At 35.6% G+C, this 18,600-nt stretch carries 15 protein-coding genes; 14 read left to right on the top strand and 1 reads right to left on the bottom strand.

The genetic code is table 11. From position 1 onward, the window contains the following. Positions 1–15 precede the first annotated feature (15 nt). Both ACWNMZ_RS12760 and holA read left to right on the top strand, forming a co-directional pair. Positions 16–2,244 (top strand): DNA internalization-related competence protein ComEC/Rec2, encoded by a 2,229-nt coding sequence (locus tag ACWNMZ_RS12760; protein WP_449598661.1) that lies wholly within the window; start codon positions 16–18, stop codon positions 2,242–2,244. A gap of 632 nt (positions 2,245–2,876) precedes the next feature. Then, a complete protein-coding gene (gene holA, locus ACWNMZ_RS12765) occupies positions 2,877–3,899 on the top strand; it encodes a DNA polymerase III subunit delta (protein ID WP_031536580.1) in 1,023 nt (340 codons plus the stop codon). Positions 3,900–4,048: 149 nt separating this feature from the next. Here holA and rpsT read toward each other — a convergent pair whose 3' ends face one another. Beyond that, positions 4,049–4,315, bottom strand: coding sequence for a 30S ribosomal protein S20 (gene rpsT / locus ACWNMZ_RS12770; RefSeq protein WP_031536581.1), 267 nt, complete (start codon positions 4,313–4,315; stop codon positions 4,049–4,051). 207 nt (positions 4,316–4,522) lie between these two features. Here rpsT and gpr point away from each other — a divergent pair, with 207 nt between their 5' ends. The 12 genes from gpr to deoC all read left to right on the top strand — a co-directional run bounded on the left by gpr (position 4,523) and on the right by deoC (position 18,550). Next, entirely contained in the window at positions 4,523–5,644 is a 1,122-nt protein-coding gene (gene gpr / locus ACWNMZ_RS12775; RefSeq protein WP_031536582.1) for a GPR endopeptidase, read from the top strand. A 174-nt stretch (positions 5,645–5,818) separates the two neighbouring features. Beyond that, complete coding sequence (locus ACWNMZ_RS12780; RefSeq protein WP_031536583.1) at positions 5,819–6,166, top strand: YqxA family protein; 348 nt, start codon at positions 5,819–5,821, stop codon at positions 6,164–6,166. Between the two features lie 102 nt (positions 6,167–6,268). Continuing rightward, on the top strand, positions 6,269–8,104 hold the full coding sequence (gene lepA / locus ACWNMZ_RS12785) for a translation elongation factor 4 (protein ID WP_235247966.1): 1,836 nt from the start codon (positions 6,269–6,271) through the stop codon (positions 8,102–8,104). Positions 8,105–8,300: 196 nt separating this feature from the next. After that, positions 8,301–9,440 carry a radical SAM family heme chaperone HemW gene (hemW, locus tag ACWNMZ_RS12790; protein ID WP_031536585.1) on the top strand — a complete coding sequence of 380 codons (1,140 nt, stop codon included), beginning with the start codon at positions 8,301–8,303 and terminating at the stop codon, positions 9,438–9,440. A 203-nt stretch (positions 9,441–9,643) separates the two neighbouring features. Beyond that, positions 9,644–10,672 carry a heat-inducible transcriptional repressor HrcA gene (gene hrcA / locus ACWNMZ_RS12795; RefSeq protein ID WP_031536586.1) on the top strand — a complete coding sequence of 343 codons (1,029 nt, stop codon included), beginning with the start codon at positions 9,644–9,646 and terminating at the stop codon, positions 10,670–10,672. A 120-nt stretch (positions 10,673–10,792) separates the two neighbouring features. After that, complete coding sequence (gene grpE, locus ACWNMZ_RS12800) at positions 10,793–11,389, top strand: nucleotide exchange factor GrpE (RefSeq protein WP_031536587.1); 597 nt, start codon at positions 10,793–10,795, stop codon at positions 11,387–11,389. Between the two features lie 35 nt (positions 11,390–11,424). Further along, positions 11,425–13,254, top strand: coding sequence for a molecular chaperone DnaK (gene dnaK, locus ACWNMZ_RS12805; protein ID WP_031536588.1), 1,830 nt, complete (start codon positions 11,425–11,427; stop codon positions 13,252–13,254). Between the two features lie 180 nt (positions 13,255–13,434). Beyond that, on the top strand, positions 13,435–14,562 hold the full coding sequence (gene dnaJ / locus ACWNMZ_RS12810) for a molecular chaperone DnaJ (RefSeq protein WP_031536589.1): 1,128 nt from the start codon (positions 13,435–13,437) through the stop codon (positions 14,560–14,562). A 20-nt stretch (positions 14,563–14,582) separates the two neighbouring features. Beyond that, positions 14,583–15,530 (top strand): 50S ribosomal protein L11 methyltransferase, encoded by a 948-nt coding sequence (gene prmA / locus ACWNMZ_RS12815; RefSeq protein WP_031536590.1) that lies wholly within the window; start codon positions 14,583–14,585, stop codon positions 15,528–15,530. 124 nt (positions 15,531–15,654) lie between these two features. After that, a complete protein-coding gene (locus ACWNMZ_RS12820) occupies positions 15,655–16,398 on the top strand; it encodes a 16S rRNA (uracil(1498)-N(3))-methyltransferase (RefSeq protein ID WP_284561204.1) in 744 nt (247 codons plus the stop codon). A gap of 5 nt (positions 16,399–16,403) precedes the next feature. Further along, positions 16,404–17,756 carry a tRNA (N(6)-L-threonylcarbamoyladenosine(37)-C(2))-methylthiotransferase MtaB gene (mtaB, locus tag ACWNMZ_RS12825; protein WP_251627500.1) on the top strand — a complete coding sequence of 451 codons (1,353 nt, stop codon included), beginning with the start codon at positions 16,404–16,406 and terminating at the stop codon, positions 17,754–17,756. 128 nt (positions 17,757–17,884) lie between these two features. Beyond that, positions 17,885–18,550 carry a deoxyribose-phosphate aldolase gene (deoC, locus tag ACWNMZ_RS12830; RefSeq protein ID WP_031536593.1) on the top strand — a complete coding sequence of 222 codons (666 nt, stop codon included), beginning with the start codon at positions 17,885–17,887 and terminating at the stop codon, positions 18,548–18,550. Positions 18,551–18,600 lie beyond the last annotated feature (50 nt).

The raw sequence follows: 18,600 nt of genomic DNA on the forward strand, positions 1-18,600 counted from the left end.
TTATATATTCTTTTTATCCTATGGCTTTATTTGGCTAAAAAAATCACATTAGGATTAAGTGGTTTTCTCATTTGTTTCTTTCTCCTTTTTCTTGTGAGGGGTAGTTATGACAATATAGGAAACCACTCGGAGATAAGCGAAGATGATTCTTCTTTTATCATTACTTTCCTAGAGTCAGCTGATATAGACGGGGATAGGTGGAGGACCGTTGGGCGTGATAAACAAACGAAAGAAAAATTAATCGTTTCCTACAAAATGAATACAGAAAAAGAAAAAAATTTTTTAGAAAGTGAGCGAGTGATTGGGAAAACTTGTATGCTACAGGGGTCATTATCGCTTCCCGCTTCGCAAAGAAACGAGAATGGGTTTGATTATAGACAGTTTCTTAAAAATGATTCAATTTATTGGTTACTTGCAACACAGGATTTAAATTTAACAAACTGTAAGGAAGAAAGTAATCTCCTCTTTTCATTAAAGCAGCTGAGAGAAAAAGGGACTATCTGGATTGCTGAACATTTTTCAGAAACAACCGTACCTATTGCAGAAGCGCTTATTTTTGGCGAACGAGGAATGATGGACGAAAACCTCCAAATTGCGTATCAGCGTTTAGGAATTATCCATCTACTAGCTATTTCTGGCTCCCATGTTGTCGTATTAATAGGGATACTTTATTTTGTGATGATCCGAGCTGGAATTACGAAAGAAAGGGCTAGCACAATTCTTTTACTACTCTTGCCCGTTTATGCTGTATTGACAGGAATAAGTCCATCGGTAGTTAGAGCTGTTTTGACCTCCATGGTACTATTGGCCAAAAATAAATTTCGAATTTTTTCTGGCTTGCCGATGATTGATATAATCAGTGTAGTCTTTTGTTTATGCTTAATTATCGACCCACGGAATCTTTTTAATATTGGTTTTTTGTTATCCTTTATTGTTTGTTTTTTCCTCATCCTTTCTTCCACTCTAATTAGGTCTTATCATACCTCAACCGTCAAAATGTATTTCTTTACTACTTTTATTTCCGAATATGCAGTAATTCCTGTTATATTGTATTATTTTTATGAAATTCCTACTCTATCTTTAGTAGCGAATCTTATTTATATCCCCTTTTATACAATTATTGTTTTGCCGTATTTAATTAGCCTTTATATTCTCTCTTTTCTATTTCCACAAATATTATCCTTTTTTTCTTTTCCTTTGGATCTTATGTTAATGTTTTCAGATAAACTGGTATTAAAGCTTGCTAGCTATCCTTTTAGTACGCTTGTTCTCGGAAGACCATCTTCTGTTTTGCTTGGCGCTTATATTGTCAGTTTACCGATTTTCTTTTTTTTGTATGAAATTATGCCAAAGAAATCGAGGAATTGGCTCTATATTATCCCTATATTGATTATTAGTTTTCAATACATTGACAATGTTTATTCAGCAAAAGGCGAAATTACTTTTATTGATGTAGGCCAAGGTGACAGTATTCTCATTCAATTGCCATATAATAAGGGGACTTATTTAATTGATACTGGTGGGACGGTAACTTTTCCTATGGAGGAATGGCAAAAACGAAAAGATCCTTTTGAAGTAGGTGCAAAAACAGTAGTTCCTTTTTTGAAAAGTAAAGGGATATCTACGATTGATAAACTAATATTGACACACGGTGATTTAGACCATATTGGAGGAAGTACAGCTGTAATAGAGCAATTAAATGTAAAAGAAATAATGTATCCAAATGTAACGGAAGAATCTTCGATAGAAAAAGAAAGACTATTATCGTTAGCAAAGCAGAAAAAAATTCCGATTCACTTTATTCAAGCAGGGAAAAAATGGACTACTGGGAAGGATGCTTTTTTAGTTTTAGCTCCTTTTGAGACAGAGGATTTAACGAAGAATAATGGTTCGATTGTAATTTATGCAAAGGTTGCCAATAGAACATGGTTATTTACAGGTGATCTAGAAAAGGAAGGAGAAGAAGCGTTAATGCTTAACTATCCGCTTTTAAAGGATATAGATATTTTAAAGGTGGGCCATCATGGAAGCAAAACTTCTTCTACTAGTGAATTTATTGAGCAGCTTAAACCGAAAATTGCTATTATATCAGTTGGGGAAAATAATAGTTATAACCATCCAAGTCAAGAAGTGCTTTCTACTTTAAAAGAAAGTAAAGTCAAAGTATTTAGAACAGATGAAAATGGGGGAATTTCTTTTTATTTTTCCGAAAAAGGTGGAACGTTTCAATTGCAAATTCCATAGAATATAGCAAATGAGAATGGCTAAATCAATAAACAATGTCACTCTAATACCTATCCCACTGTAAGATATGCTTAAGCTCTTTGCACATCGCCAAAACACCTAAGCGCTGCGACTAGATTAAGGAAACACAAAGTGCGATAGCTTTTTTGTGTCTGCTTACGCAAAAGGAGACCTGAAATTTGTTAGCCAGCATATGCTAGATAGCAAATGGACTTTAGAACGTTTCTACTTTCTTACCTGTGAACAAAAAATACTTATAAAAAATGACTTGTTTTGCATTTCCTAAGCTGTCAAGACTTGACACAAATAGATTAAAGCCATTCGAGCACACTAGTAATAATACAAGTGCACCGTTACATATGAAGTATCCTAGGCCTTGATATGTAACGTTCATTATAGATTGAAGGAAGGTTTCTCTGATTCCCTTTTTTTGCTACTAGTACTCTTTGGAAAAGCAAGCAAGCTTTTTTGAAGAAATTTCTTAAGCAAGAGAGGAGTTTTCTCGAGGACCTTCTTTCTGTTAATAAATGAGCTAATTTTTGAAAAAGAGGACAACAAATAGGAGTTTCGTATATAATAATGGTTTAGTAATGGTTTATGCTAAAGAGTTATTTAGGGAATGGGGAGAAGAAATGATCGAAGAATTATGGAAAAAAATTAAACGCAAAGATTTTTCTTTTGTCTATTTATTATACGGACTAGAGTCTTTTCTAATAAACGAAACGAAATATTTATTGTTGCAATCTTTATTAAATGAGGAAGATGAGGATTTTAATTTATCTACATATGATTTGGAGGAAACTCCGGTAGAATTAGCGATAGAGGATGCAGAAACAATTCCTTTTTTTGGCGATAGAAAAGTGATTGTTTTAAATAATCCATTCTTCCTTACGGCTGAAAAAACAAAGTCAAAGGTAGAGCATAATGTAAAGAAATTGGAGGAATATTTGAAACAGCCTTCACCGTTTACTACAATGATATTTATCGCTAGTTACGAAAAGTTAGATGAACGGAAAAAAATAACAAAACAGTTAAAAACAGCAGCGTCTATTTTGGAAGCCAAAAAATTAAATGAGCAAGAATTGAAGAAATGGCTCAAGCAGCGTGCAGCATATAATCAGGTTGAAATAAATGAAGATGGATTGGATATGATCCTAAGTCTTGCGGGAACAAATTTATCCCTTTTAACATCTGAGATTGATAAAATGGCTTTATATGTACAAGATTCAAAATTAATAACGAAGGAAATTGTCGAGGAATTAGTGGCGAAATCATTGGAGCAAAATATCTTTAGCCTTGTCGATAAAGTAATCTCTAAAAAAATGGATGAAGCCTTACGGATTTATTATGATTTATTAAAGCAAAATGAAGAGCCATTAAAAATACTTTCGATTATAGCAAATCAATTTCGCTTAATCTATCAAGTAAAAGCACTAGCTCAAAAAGGATATGGGCAACAGCAAATTGCCTCTGTTTTAAAAGTCCATCCATTCCGAGTGAAACTAGCCGCAGGACAAGCTCAGCGTTTTACAGAAGAGGAATTAACAAAATGCATCCAACTATTTGCAGAAGGCGATTATCAGTTAAAAACAGGATCCATGCCAAAAAATATGGTGATAGAAATGATTTTATTTCAATTAGGACATGGAATGTAGGAGAGCGGAATTTATAGTGACAAAAACAGTAGGATGAAAAACCCCTCTTACTGTTTTTGTTTATATTTTGATTTACGGGGTTAATATTATAGCTGAATAAATAAAAAGACATAAAAAAGACTATCTAATTGATAGTCTTTTTTTACTCATTATGCGTTTGAAGCATTTTTTCTTTTCGCTAAACGAGATTTTTTACGAGCAGCAGCATTTTTATGAATAAGACCTTTAGCAGCAGCTTTGTCTAATTTACTAGCAGCTTCTACAAAACTTTCATTTGCAGCAGTTGTATCATTAAGAGCAATAGCAGCTTCAGTCTTTTTAACAGCAGTACGCATTGCAGATTTAACTGTAGTGTTTTGAGCATTACGAGCTTCACTAGTTTTTACACGTTTAATAGCAGATTTAATATTTGGCATTTACGTTCACCTCCTAAAAAGAAGCATCAAGTTCATTATTTAAACTCGATATATACATTCCTAAAAAACTTAAAGAACAAGTGATATTTTATCAAACGAGGACTAATAATGCAAGACTTCCTTCTAATTTGGACAATATGAATTTTTTTGGGGAGAAAGGCAATGCTAATAATATTCTTATATTAATTTAATTGGAAGGGGATAACGATGGAGGAAAAACTAGATTTAAGCATGTATTCTATACGGACTGATTTAGCTATTGAGGCAAAGGATTTAGCTTTACATAAACAAGGGCTTGTTCAAAATGAACAGGATCAATCACAGCTTGAAGGGGTTATCATCAAGGAAAAAGAGGAAAATGGCATTAAAATGTCCTATGTGGAAGTAACAGAAAAGGGCGAAGAAATAATAGGGAAAAAACAAGGTAAATATTTAACAATAGAAGTATTAGGAATAAGACAGCAGGATACGAAATTGCAAGAGAAAGTAGAGAAAGTTTTTGCAAGTGAGTTTTCGCAATTTTTAAAGCAGAGCAATATTAAAGAAAATGCATCCTGCTTAGTAGTTGGGCTAGGGAACTGGAATGTTACCCCAGATGCGTTAGGACCTCAGGTTTGTGAAAATATACTTGTAACGAGGCATTTATACGAATTGCAGCCAGAAAGCGTGGAAGAGGGATATCGGCCAGTATCAAGTTTAGCCCCAGGAGTAATGGGTCTTACTGGAATTGAAACGAGCGATATCATTAAAGGAGTAGTAGAGAAAACGAATCCTGATTTTGTTATCGTAATTGATGCACTCGCATCACGTTCAATAGACCGTGTAAATTCTACTATCCAAGTTTCAGATACAGGGATCCATCCAGGGTCTGGCGTAGGAAATAAACGGAAGGAACTGAGTGAAGAAACACTAGGAAGACCAGTGATTGCAATAGGAGTACCGACGGTGGTGGATGCTGTATCTATTACGAGCGATACGATAGATTACATCTTGAAGCATTTTGGAAAAGAACTAAAAGAAGGGAATAGGCCATCAAGAGCGTTAGCACCGGCAGGATTAAGCTTTGGAGAAAAAAGAAAATTAACGGAGGAGGATTTGCCAGAAGAACAGCATCGGAAGACTTTTCTCGGTATTATTGGTACATTGCCTGAAGAGGAAAAGAGAAAGTTAATTTATGAAGTGCTATCGCCAATAGGTCATAATTTAATGGTTACGCCAAAAGAAGTGGATGTCTTTATTGAGGATATGGCTAACTTACTTGCAAATGGATTAAATGCTGCCCTTCATTCAGCCATTAATCAAGAAAATGTTGGTTATAATACTCACTAGTTGACAATAATAGTTCTATCTTTCCTAGTATTTTCATACATTTTAATAGAGTTGCTAGGAAATGATTGCTATTTTTCCATGGAACGAAAGGATGTATCTCTAGGGATGCTCCCTTTCTTTTTAATATATGGAGAATTGCAGACTTGATAATTAGATTAAAGGAGATTGATCAAGTTGAAACTATATACATTAGGTGCTGTCGGAATCGTTTTGTTAATGTTTATATGTGTCTTATTCGGAATGCAGCAAGCAAATAGCGGGATTCACAAAATGAGAGGCTATGATGATCAAGGGCTTCAAAGTGCAGTCTCCGTAAAAAATGAGGATGGAAATGTAGAGGCTTCCGTCCTAGGACAAAACGTTACAAGTCATGATTTAGAACAAAAGAAACAGCAATTAGAAGAAATGAGGGCTTTTAATTTATTGTCAAGTATCGGTAAAGGAGTAGCTGATACCATTTCTTCATTGGCAGAAAAAGGCGTAAGTCTGGTTGGAGATATAATTGAAGAAAAAGAAAACTAGAAAACTGTTTAGTAATTCATTTTACTTTTCGTTGAATCTTATTCTTCACACTGCTATAATCAAAAATAGTGTACATGCGCGATTATTGTAGGAGTGAACTAAATGAACAGAGAAGAGATGCTAAAAAAACAATCAAAAATTAGAAATTTTTCTATTATTGCACATATAGATCATGGGAAATCCACCCTAGCTGATAGAATATTAGAAAAAACAAACGCACTCACTGCACGTGAGATGAAAGATCAGCTATTAGATTCAATGGATTTAGAAAGAGAACGTGGAATCACGATTAAATTAAACTCAGTCCAGCTTAAATATAAGGCAAATGATGGAGAAATCTATACACTTCATTTAATTGATACACCAGGTCACGTGGATTTTACATATGAAGTATCACGTAGTTTGGCTGCATGTGAAGGAGCAGTACTAGTAGTTGATGCTGCACAAGGAATTGAAGCACAAACATTAGCAAATGTTTATTTAGCAATTGATAATGATTTGGAAATTGTTCCGGTTATTAATAAAATTGACCTTCCAAGTGCTGATCCTGAAAGGGTTAGAAATGAAATTGAAGAGGTAATTGGATTAGATGCTTCTGAGGCTGTACTAGCTTCTGCCAAAGCTGGAATAGGGATAGAGGAAATACTAGAACAAGTTGTTGAGAAAGTTCCTGCTCCTGAAGGGGATCCAGAAGCGCCATTAAAAGCACTTATTTTTGACAGCCTATATGATGCATATCGTGGGGTTGTGACGTATATCCGTGTTGTTGATGGTACGGTAAAACCTGGTGACAAAATTAAAATGATGGCAACAGGCAAAGAATTTGAAGTTATTGAGGTGGGAGTATTTACACCGAAAGCTACTCCTACAGATCACTTATCTGTTGGGGATGTAGGTTTCTTAACAGCGGCAATTAAAAATGTTGGGGATACTCGAGTAGGGGATACCATAACTAATGCAAAGAATGGCGCAACAGAAGCATTACCAGGATACCGTAAGTTAAATCCAATGGTTTATTGTGGGTTGTATCCAATAGACAGTGCGAAATTTAATGATTTACGGGAAGCATTAGAAAAATTGGAACTAAATGATTCTGCGTTGCAATTTGAGCCAGAGACATCTCAAGCATTAGGATTTGGTTTCCGTTGTGGTTTCCTTGGCCTTCTTCATATGGAGATTATCCAAGAACGGATTGAGCGAGAATTTAAAATTGACTTGATTACAACAGCACCAAGTGTTATCTACGATGTTATTTTGACAGATGGAACTGAAATCAAGGTAGACAATCCGTCGGCAATGCCAGATCCTCAAAAAATCGAACGCATTGAAGAACCTTTTGTTAAAGCAACAATGATGGCTCCTAATGAATATGTCGGTGCGATCATGGAATTATGTCAACTAAAACGTGGTGTATTCATTGATATGCAATATATGGATGAAACTCGTGTCAAAATTACGTATGAAATCCCATTGTCGGAAATTGTGTATGATTTCTTTGACCAATTGAAATCAAACACAAGAGGTTATGCATCCTTTGATTATGAGTTGATTGGATACAAAACTTCTACACTTGTGAAGATGGATATTTTATTAAATGCAGAACAAGTGGATGCCCTCAGTTTTATTGTTCATAAAGATTTTGCCTATGAAAGAGGGAAAGTAATTGTAGAGAAATTAAAGGAACTTATTCCACGCCAGCAGTTTGAGGTTCCGATCCAAGCGGCAATTGGTCAAAAGATAGTTGCCCGTTCTACCATTAAAGCGATGCGGAAAAACGTATTGGCTAAATGTTACGGTGGCGATATTTCTCGTAAACGTAAATTGCTAGAGAAGCAAAAGGAAGGGAAAAAACGAATGAAGCAAGTTGGTTCCGTTGAAGTACCTCAAGAAGCATTTATGGCCGTATTACGGATGGATGATAATAATACAAAAAAATAAAATACAGTTGATGAGCCGAAAGTAGCATGGATGACAGCTAGTGCAGGAAACTTGCTATTAAGTGCATTGACTGCTATAAGTAAAGGGGGTAGGTGCTAAAGATAGCATCAACCTCTTTTCTTATTTTACCAATGAAACAGGGATTGTGGTTTCCCTGTTTAGTAATAGAGTTGATTAAATTAAAGGTTGTGAAAAATTGATACAAGCAGCATATATTCATATTCCATTTTGTGAGCATATTTGTCACTACTGTGATTTTAATAAAGTATTTTTAAAAGGACAGCCGGTAGATGAATACTTAGATTCATTGGAGAAAGAAATAAAGTTAACCATTGATAAGTATGGGGAACAAACGCTTTCTACCATTTTTGTTGGGGGAGGTACACCGACAAGCTTATCTGCCTCGCAGCTAGAAAGACTTTGTGGAATCATTAATACAGAACTACAGCAGCATCAGGGGATCGAATATACTTTTGAAGCGAATCCTGGTGATTTAACAGAAGATAAATTAAAAGCTCTTTATGAAGGGGGTGTCAATCGTCTAAGCTTTGGTGTTCAGTCTTTTAATAATGAGCTACTACAAAGGATTGGCAGAACACATAAGGCGGAAGACGTTTTTTCATCCATTGAGGCTGCCAAAAAGATTGGATTTAACAATATTAGTGTGGATTTAATTTATAGTTTGCCAGGACAAACACTGGAGGATTTCAAAGATACATTAAAGACTGCATTTTCATTGGATATCCAGCATTATTCAGGCTACTCTCTTATTATAGAGCCAAAAACCGTTTTTTATAACCTGATGAGAAAGGGTAAACTACCAACACCTGGTGAAGATGTGGAAGCAAGCATGTATGGGGTGTTAATGGAAGAGATGACAAGTCATGGTTTTCAGCAATATGAAATTAGTAATTTTGCCAAGCCTGGGTTTAAAAGTAGACATAATCTAACCTACTGGAATAATGAGCAATACTTTGGGTTTGGAGCTGGCTCACATGGGTATATTGCTGGAAACCGCTACTCTAATTATGGTCCTTTGAAAAAATATATGCAGCCATTAGAACAAGGGGAATTTCCTATTATGCATGAACAGAAGGTATCCCTTGTTGAACAAATGGAGGAAGAATTATTTCTCGGATTAAGAAAAAACCAAGGGGTAAGTTTAACATCCTTTGAAAAAAAATATAATAATACTGTCTTACAACTTTTTGAGAAAGAAATAAAGGGGCTATTGGATCGAGGACTAATCAAAATTCAGGGCGAATATTTGAAATTGACCGATAAAGGAAGATTCTTAGGTAATGAAGTGTTTCAATCGTTTATTGGAGTTCTCTAATAACAGGAGAAGTATTCGCTTCTTTTAAACATTTTAAAGGCTAAGAAAGAAAACTTTTCTTCTGTTGTGATTAGTTGGAAGGGAAAAGGGAAAAATTTCTTGTAGAAATCAGAAGCAAATTATTGACACAGCCCCTTTGTTTTTGCTACTTTATATATAGATTTAGCACTCGCTAACAAAGAGTGCTAACAGAGGTGATTAATGTGTTAACTGATCGTCAATTATTAATATTACAGGTGATTATTGATGATTTTATTTCAACAGCACAACCTGTGGGTTCACGGAGTTTATCAAAGAAAGAAAATATTACGTTTAGCTCCGCTACCATTCGTAATGAAATGGCAGATTTAGAAGAATCCGGGTTTATCGAAAAAACGCACTCTTCTTCTGGTCGAGTACCTTCAGAAAAGGGATATCGTTTTTATGTTGATCATCTTTTATCGCCACAGAAATTAAAGCGTTCAGAAATTTTGAGAATTAACTCACTTTTTGCAGAAAAAATATACGAATTAGAAAATATTGTACAAAAATCCGCAAAAATATTGTCTGATTTAACAAATTATACTACTATTGTCCTTGGGCCTGCCGTTAAGGAAAACAAATTGAAGAAAATTCAAATTGTTCCTTTAAATACGAATACGGCCATTGCCATTATTGTGACAGACTCAGGACATGTAGAAAACAGAATGTTTCATTTACCTGAATCTATCCATGCTGGTGAAATTGAGAAGCTGGTAAATATCTTGAATGAACGTTTAACGGGCGTATCTATTGATAAGCTTCATAACAAGATTTATAAAGAAGTTGCTTCCTTGTTGAAACAGCATATTAGCAATTATGAGTATTTAATCAACTCACTTTCAGAAACGGTAAAAATTGAAACACATGAAAAATTGTTTTTTGGCGGAAAAACCAATATTTTAAGTCAACCAGAATTTCATGATATTGCTAAGATAAGAAATTTGTTGAATATGATTGAAAAAGAGGATGGAATCCCAGAGCTTATTCGCAATAATTCCTCTGATATAAGCATTAAAATTGGTAGAGAAAATAATAATATCGCTATGGAAAACTGCAGTATTATCTCTGCTTCTTACAGTATAGGGAATGAGCAAATTGGATCAATCGCCATTCTTGGTCCTACAAGAATGGAATATTCAAGAGTTGTTAGCTTATTAAATATTTTATCGAATGACCTGACAAAAGTACTTACTAATTTGTATCAAAAATAACTACTGTGGAATATTTAAAGTGTAGAAATTAGGATTAACTAACCTATTAACTTATTGGCAACTCTGCCAATCTGTACGGGTTTCATTTGAATAATTATTCCTTTAAGGGAGGTGAACAAGTTGGCAGATGAAAAAACAACAAATAGTGCAGAGATGGAACAACAAGAAAATGTCCAAGTAGAAGAAACTGTTGAAGAAGTATTTGAAGAGGCTGAAGCAACTCCTTCCAATGAGGAAAATGCAGTTGAGGAAGAACTAAAGGCAGCAAATGAAAAAATTGCTGTGCTAGAAGCTAAGTTAGAAGAAGAAACTAATCGCTATCTTCGCCTGCAGGCTGATTTTGATAATTCACGTCGCAGATCAAGGCTTGACATGGAAGCGGCTCAAACATATAGAGCACAAAGTCTAGTAATGGACTTATTACCAAGCATCGATAATTTGGAAAGAGCATTGAAAATTGAAGCCGTTGATGAACAAACACAGAGTTTATATACTGGTGTGGAGATGGTTTATCGTGGAATTATTGAGGCTCTTAAAAAAGAAGGTGTAGAAGCTATTGAAGCGGTTGGAACAGAATTTGATCCCCACCTTCATCAAGCAGTTATGCAAGAGGAAGTAGAGGGAACGGAATCTAATATCGTGGTAGAAGAGTTTCAAAAAGGGTATAAGTTAAAAGACAGAGTGATTCGTCCTGCAATGGTTAAAGTAAGTCAATAAGCATTACATATTAAAATAATAGGAGGGAAATTTCCATGAGTAAAATTATTGGAATTGATTTAGGTACAACAAACTCTTGTGTTGCTGTACTTGAAGGTGGAGAACCAAAAGTTATCCCAAATCCAGAAGGTAATAGAACATCTCCTTCTGTAGTAGCATTCAAAAATGGAGAACGTCAAGTAGGGGAAGTTGCAAAACGTCAATCTATCACAAACCCAAACACGATTATGTCAATTAAACGTCATATGGGTACAGATTATAAAGTGGAAGTTGAAGGCAAGAACTACTCTCCTCAAGAAGTTTCTGCTATTATTCTTCAATACTTAAAAGGTTATGCAGAAGAGTATCTTGGAGAGAAAGTAACAAAGGCTGTTATTACAGTACCTGCTTACTTCAATGATGCAGAACGTCAAGCAACAAAAGATGCTGGTAAAATTGCTGGATTAGAAGTTGAGCGTATTATCAACGAACCAACTGCTGCTGCTTTAGCTTATGGTCTTGATAAAACAGAGGAAGACCAAACTATTTTAGTTTATGACCTTGGGGGAGGTACTTTTGACGTATCTATCCTTGAGCTTGGCGATGGCGTATTTGAAGTTAAGTCAACTGCTGGTGACAATCGTCTTGGTGGAGATGACTTTGACCAAGTTATTATCGATTATTTAGTAGAACAATTCAAAAAAGAAAATGGCATTGATCTAAGCAAAGATAAAATGGCTTTACAACGTTTGAAAGACGCAGCAGAGAAAGCGAAAAAAGATCTTTCTGGTGTAGCTTCTACACAAATTTCTTTACCATTTATCACAGCTGGAGAAGCTGGGCCACTTCACTTAGAAGTAACTTTATCTCGTGCTAAATTCGAAGAAATTTCTGCTTCATTAGTAGAACGTACAATGGGACCAACTCGTCAAGCACTTAAAGATGCTAATCTTAACGCTTCTGAAATTGATAAAGTTATCCTTGTAGGTGGTTCAACACGTATCCCTGCAGTTCAAGAAGCAATCAAAAAAGAAATCGGCAAAGAGCCACATAAAGGGGTAAACCCTGATGAAGTAGTTGCAATGGGTGCAGCTATCCAAGGTGGAGTAATTACTGGTGATGTTAAAGATGTTGTTCTTTTAGATGTCACACCACTTTCATTAGGTATCGAAACTATGGGTGGAGTATTTACGAAGCTAATCGATCGTAATACAACAATCCCAACGTCTAAGTCCCAAGTATTCTCAACTGCTGCAGATAACCAAACAGCTGTTGATATCCACGTGCTTCAAGGGGAGCGCCCAATGGCTGCAGATAATAAAACATTAGGCCGTTTCCAATTAGCTGATATTCCACCAGCACCACGTGGAATTCCGCAAATTGAAGTATCATTTGATATCGATAAAAACGGTATTGTAAATGTTCGTGCGAAAGATCTTGGCACAAACAAAGAACAAACTATTACAATTAAATCTTCTACAGGCTTGTCAGATGAAGAAATCGACAAAATGGTAAGAGAAGCAGAAGAAAATGCTGAAGCAGATAAAAAGCGTAAAGAAGAAGTGGAACTACGTAATGAAGCAGATCAATTAGTATTCACTACTGAAAAAACATTGAAAGATTTAGAAGGAAAAGTGGACGAAAGCGAAGTTGCCAAAGCGAATGAGGCAAAAGACGCTTTAAAAGCTGCTATTGAGAAAAACGAATTAGAAGATATTCGTGCGAAAAAAGAAGCTCTTCAAGAAATCGTTCAAGCTCTTTCTATGAAATTATATGAAGAGGCTGCTCAAGCTGCACAAGCTGCACAAGGAGCAGAGGGCGGAGCATCTGATAAAGATGACAACGTAGTCGATGCAGAATTTGAAGAAGTAAAAGACGATAAATAAACGAATGAAAACAATATATAATTAGAAAAAAAGTCAAAGTCAGGTTATCTTGACTTTGGCTTTTCTTTTAGATGTTTTTTGGCGATATTTAAGAAAGTTAGGAAGAAACTATTGTACTTTGGAAATGCAAAATGATACAATAGCATCTATGTGAAAAGAATCGGGGAGTGGTAATCAATTATGGACAAACGAGATTACTATGAAGTCCTTGGAGTTAGCAAAGGAGCTTCTAAGGATGAAATAAAAAAGGCTTATCGAAAGCTTTCAAAAAAGTATCATCCGGATATTAATAAAGAACAAGATGCAGATGAAAAGTTTAAAGAAGTGAAAGAGGCCTATGAAGTACTAAGTGATGACCAAAAACGAGCTCATTATGATCAATTTGGACATACAGATCCTAACCAAGGCTTTGGTGGCGGCTCAGATTTCGGTGGCTTTGGCGGTTTTGAAGATATTTTCAGCACTTTCTTTGGTGGTGGTGGAGGATCCAGAAGAAGAGATCCAAATGCACCGCGTCAAGGAGCTGATTTACAGTATACGATGACCCTTTCGTTTGAAGAAGCGGCATTTGGTAAAGAAACTGAAATTGAAATACCAAGAGAAGAAAATTGTGAAACATGTAATGGAACAGGAGCAAAGCCAGGCACTAAGCCAGTTACATGTAAGCATTGTAGCGGTACAGGTCAACTGAATGTGGAGCAAAACACACCATTCGGTCGTATTGTGAATAGAAGAACATGTAATTACTGTAATGGAACTGGTAAAGAGATTAAACATAAATGTTCTACTTGTGGCGGAACAGGTAAAGTGAAAAAACGCCGCAAAATCAGTGTTAAAATTCCAGCCGGTATTGATGATGGTCAGCAATTAAGAGTCACAGGCCAAGGAGAACCTGGCACAAACGGGGGACCAGCAGGAGATTTATATGTCGTATTCCACATAAGAAGACATGAGTTCTTCGAACGTGATGGAGAAGATGTATATTGTGAAATGCCAATCACGTTTGTTCAGGCTGCGCTTGGAGATGAAGTGGAAGTACCAACCATCCATGGAAAAGTGAAGCTAAAAGTGCCTGCAGGGACACAAACTGGAACGAAATTCCGACTTAAAGGCAAAGGTATTCCGAATGTACGTGGATATGGCCAAGGTGACCAGCATGTTATCATTCGTTTAGTCACACCTACAAAGTTATCAGATAAGCAAAAGCAACTATTACAAGAATTTGCTGATGTATCTGGAGTTTCCCCTCAAGGAGAAGAAGAGGACAGCTTTTTCTCTAAAGTAAAAAAAGCGTTTAAAGGTGAATAATCAAAAAGGAGTTGGTAGAGATGAAATGGTCAGAAATCACAATTCATACGACAAATGAAGCGATTGAACCTATTTCAAATATTTTGCATGAAGCAGGTGCTAGTGGGGTAGTGATTGAAGATCCCTTTGAATTAATTAAAGAAAGAGAAGACCAATTCGGCGAAATCTACCAACTAAATCCTGATGATTATCCTGAAGAAGGCGTCCTAGTTAAAGCATATTTACCAATCAATAGTTTTCTTGGAGAAACAGTAGAGGCAATTAAAGAAAACATCAATAATTTAGTACTATTTAATATTGATATTGGTTTAAACAAAGTTTCCATCATGGAAGTTAATGAAGAAGAATGGGCTACTGCTTGGAAAAAATATTATCATCCTGTAAAAATATCAGAGAAATTTACCATTGTACCAACATGGGAGAATTATACACCTGTTCATACGGATGAATTAATAATTGAATTAGATCCAGGCATGGCTTTCGGTACAGGTACCCACCCAACAACTGTATTATGTATCCAAGCTTTGGAAAGAATAGTTAAAAAAGAGGATATAGTTATTGATGTTGGGACTGGTTCTGGTGTATTAAGCATTGCTGCGGCAATGTTAGGAGCTAAATCTGTGCTTGCCCTAGATTTGGATGAAGTTGCGGTGCGTTCTGCAAAACTAAATATTAAATTAAACAAGGTTCATGAAACGACAACGGTCTGTCAAAATAATTTATTGAGTGGAATAAATGAACAGGCAGATGTGATTGTTGCAAATATATTGGCAGAGGTTATTGTGCGTTTTACAGATGATGTGTACCGTTTACTTCATAAAGACGGCTACTTTATTGCTTCTGGTATAATTCTTCAGAAAAAAGAAGAAGTAAAGGATGCTATTATTGCATCTGGACTAGAAATAATAGAAACGGTTCAAATGGAAGATTGGGTTAGTATTACTGCTCAAAAAAGAATGAGTGAGTAACTATAAACTTATATCTTTTTACGGTTAAAGCTAAAAAAGGGTAAGCGTATAGACTAAAGGAAAAAGGAAGTTTCGTTTTACGATTCTTCCTTATCTATTGGGTAAAGGAAAGTAGGTATTTCGATTGCAGCGTTATTTTGCTAAAAATGAAGAAGATACATTTATTATCCAAGAAGATGATTATCATCATATCGTTCGTGTTATGCGAATGAATATGGAAGATGAAATATACTGTGTAAATGATAAACAACAGGTAGCACGTTGTAAGATAGCAAATATTTCCGAAAACGAAGTGACGGCAAAGGTGGTACAATGGTTAGAAGGAGAAATAGAGCTTCCTGTTTCTGTTTCCATTGTGAGCGGAATGCCAAAAGGGGATAAGCTAGAATGGATTATTCAAAAAGGGACAGAATTAGGTGCTTTTAAGTTTATCCCTTTTATAGCAGCTCGCTCTGTCGTTAAGTGGGATGAGAAAAAAGGTGGGAAAAAGCTTGTTCGCTGGAATAAGATTGCGAAAGAAGCAGCAGAACAATCTCATCGGACGATGATTCCTAAAGTAAATACCCCAATTGATATAAAAGAATTGATTAAACTTTCAGAAGGCTTTCATGTAAAGTTAGTAGCATACGAAGAAAAGGCAAGACAAGGCGAATCGTCTATTTTAACGAAGAAACTTAAGTCAATGGCAAAGGGACAATCAATACTTGCTGTATTTGGACCAGAAGGTGGTCTAACAGAAGCAGAAGTTACGTTATTAAAAGATCATGGTTTTGAATTATGTGGACTTGGTCCAAGAATATTAAGAACAGAGACAGCTCCATTGTATCTGTTGTCTGCTGTATCTTATCATTTTGAATTGATGGAGTGATAAAAATGCCAACAGTTGCTTTTCACACATTAGGATGTAAAGTAAACCATTATGAAACAGAAGCGATCTGGCAGTTGTTTAAACAACAGGGCTATGAACGTGTAGAATATGAAAATATGTCTGATGTATATGTTATTAACACATGTACAGTTACAAATACAGGCGATAAGAAGAGCCGACAAGTTATTCGTCGTGCAGTGCGGAAAAATCCTGACGCAGTTATTTGTGTTACAGGTTGTTATGCACAAACGTCACCAGCAGAAATTATGGCTATTCCTGGTGTTGATATTGTAGTGGGTACACAGGATCGCGTAAAAATGCTAGAGTATATTGCACAGTACAAAGAAGAAAGACAACCAATTAATGCGGTTGGAAACATTATGAAAAACCGCGTATATGAGGAAATGGATGTACCTGCATTTACAGATAGAACAAGAGCTTCATTAAAAATTCAAGAAGGCTGTAATAATTTTTGTACATTTTGTATTATTCCATGGGCAAGAGGTTTAATGCGTTCTCGGGATCCACAAGATGTCATTAAACAAGCACAACAATTAGTGGATGCTGGCTATAAAGAGATTGTCTTAACAGGGATTCATACAGGTGGATATGGTTCAGATATGAAGGATTATAATCTTGCAAACTTACTTCGAGACTTAGAAGCAGAAGTAAAGGGCTTGAAAAGACTACGTATTTCTTCCATTGAAGCTAGTCAAATAACAGATGAAGTTATTGAAGTATTGGATAAATCCAAAATTGTCGTAAACCATCTTCATATTCCTATTCAATCAGGTTCTGACACTGTTTTAAAAAGAATGAGAAGAAAATATACGATGGAATTTTTTGCAGAAAGAATTACAAAATTAAAAGAAGCTCTACCAGGACTTGCTATCACATCTGATGTTATCGTTGGCTTCCCAGGCGAAACAGAAGAAGAGTTCATGGAAACATATAATTTTATAAAAGACCATAAATTTTCTGAATTACATGTGTTCCCATATTCTAAGAGAACTGGAACTCCTGCCGCACGTATGGACAACCAAATTGACGAAGAAGTAAAAAATGAACGTGTTCATCGATTGATTTCTCTTTCTGATCAACTTGCAAAAGAATATGCGTCTAACTATGAAGGGGAAGTAGTAGAAGTCATTCCGGAAGAAGTATACAAAGAGGATGGCAATGGAAAACTCTTTGTTGGCTATACAGATAACTATTTAAAAGTTGTGTTCCCTGCTACAGAAGAAATGATAGGGAAAATTGTTAAAGTAAAAATAACAAAAGCTGGTTATCCTGTAAATGAAGGGCAATTTGTCCGCATATTAGAGGAAATGGAAGATCAGGCTGCGATAGTATCTTAACCATAGCATTTCTTATTTTGTTGATTTACATTTAATATATAATAAGTTACTCAAGCTCTTTTGAATTAGTATTCTAAAGAGCTTGAATATATATTTTTCAAGAGTACATATATCAAAGGAGAATCATAATGAACATTGCTAAAATGATTGATCACACTTTATTGAAAGCTGAAGCAACGAAAGAACAAATTGTTACTCTTTGTGAAGAAGCAAAGCAATATACATTTGCTTCCGTTTGTGTTAATCCAACATGGGTGAAAGTTGCTAGTGAATTACTTGATGGAACAGAAGTAAAAGTATGTACAGTGATCGGTTTCCCTTTAGGTGCAACCACTTCTGCAACGAAAGCATTTGAAACAGAGGATGCCATTAAAAACGGTGCTACAGAAGTAGACATGGTTATTAATATTGGTGCATTAAAGGATAAAAATTATGATTTAGTAAAAGAAGATATAAAAGCAGTAGTGAATGCTGCAAAAGGCAAGGCGTTATCAAAAGTTATTATTGAAACAAGCTTATTAACTAATGAGGAAAAAGAGATTGCTTGTAAACTAGCAGTAGAAGCTGGCGCTGATTTTGTTAAAACATCTACTGGTTTCTCCACAGGTGGAGCAACAGTTGAGGACATTGCATTAATGAGAAAAACTGTCGGACCGAGTGTAGGTGTAAAGGCATCTGGAGGGGTACGCAGTAGCGAAGATACAGCGAAAATGATTGAAGCTGGAGCAACTAGAATTGGAGCAAGCTCTGGTGTTGCAATCGTTAATGGTTTAACGAGCACCAGTGATTATTAATATTCCTTTTTTTTAAAAACCTTAGAGAAAACGTAGAATTGTTTTCTCTA

It is taken from the genome of Niallia sp. Marseille-Q9988 (assembly GCF_976954375.1).